1 protein-coding gene is annotated in these 261 nt (G+C 39.5%); it reads left to right on the top strand.

What is annotated here, in order from left to right:
• Positions 1–261, top strand: a 261-nt coding sequence (locus NE668_RS09850; protein WP_256196804.1) for a S1 RNA-binding domain-containing protein, incomplete at both ends; no start/stop codon positions are given.

Here is a 261-nt window from a genome sequence, read left to right as displayed (position 1 = left end):
AGAAGGAACAGTCGAGACTTTACAAAATTACGGCGCGTTCATCAAACTTGACAACGGTCTGTCCGGTCTTGTACACGTTTCACAGATTTCACAAAAGCGTGTAAAATTGCCTTCCGATGTTTTAAATGCCGGAGACAAAGTCACTGTAAAAGTAATCGGAATCAAAGACGGAAAAATAAGCCTTAGTATGAAAGCGCTTGAAGAAGTAAAAGAAGAACCGACAGAAAAAGTTGTTATCCCGAAAAGTGAAAATATCGGAAC

Source organism: Veillonella parvula, assembly GCF_024461875.1.
Taxonomy (GTDB): Bacteria; Bacillota; Negativicutes; order Veillonellales; family Veillonellaceae; genus Veillonella; species Veillonella parvula_I.
The sequence above is the reverse complement of the archived record's forward strand: the minus strand, read 5'-3'. Positions and strand labels throughout refer to the sequence as shown.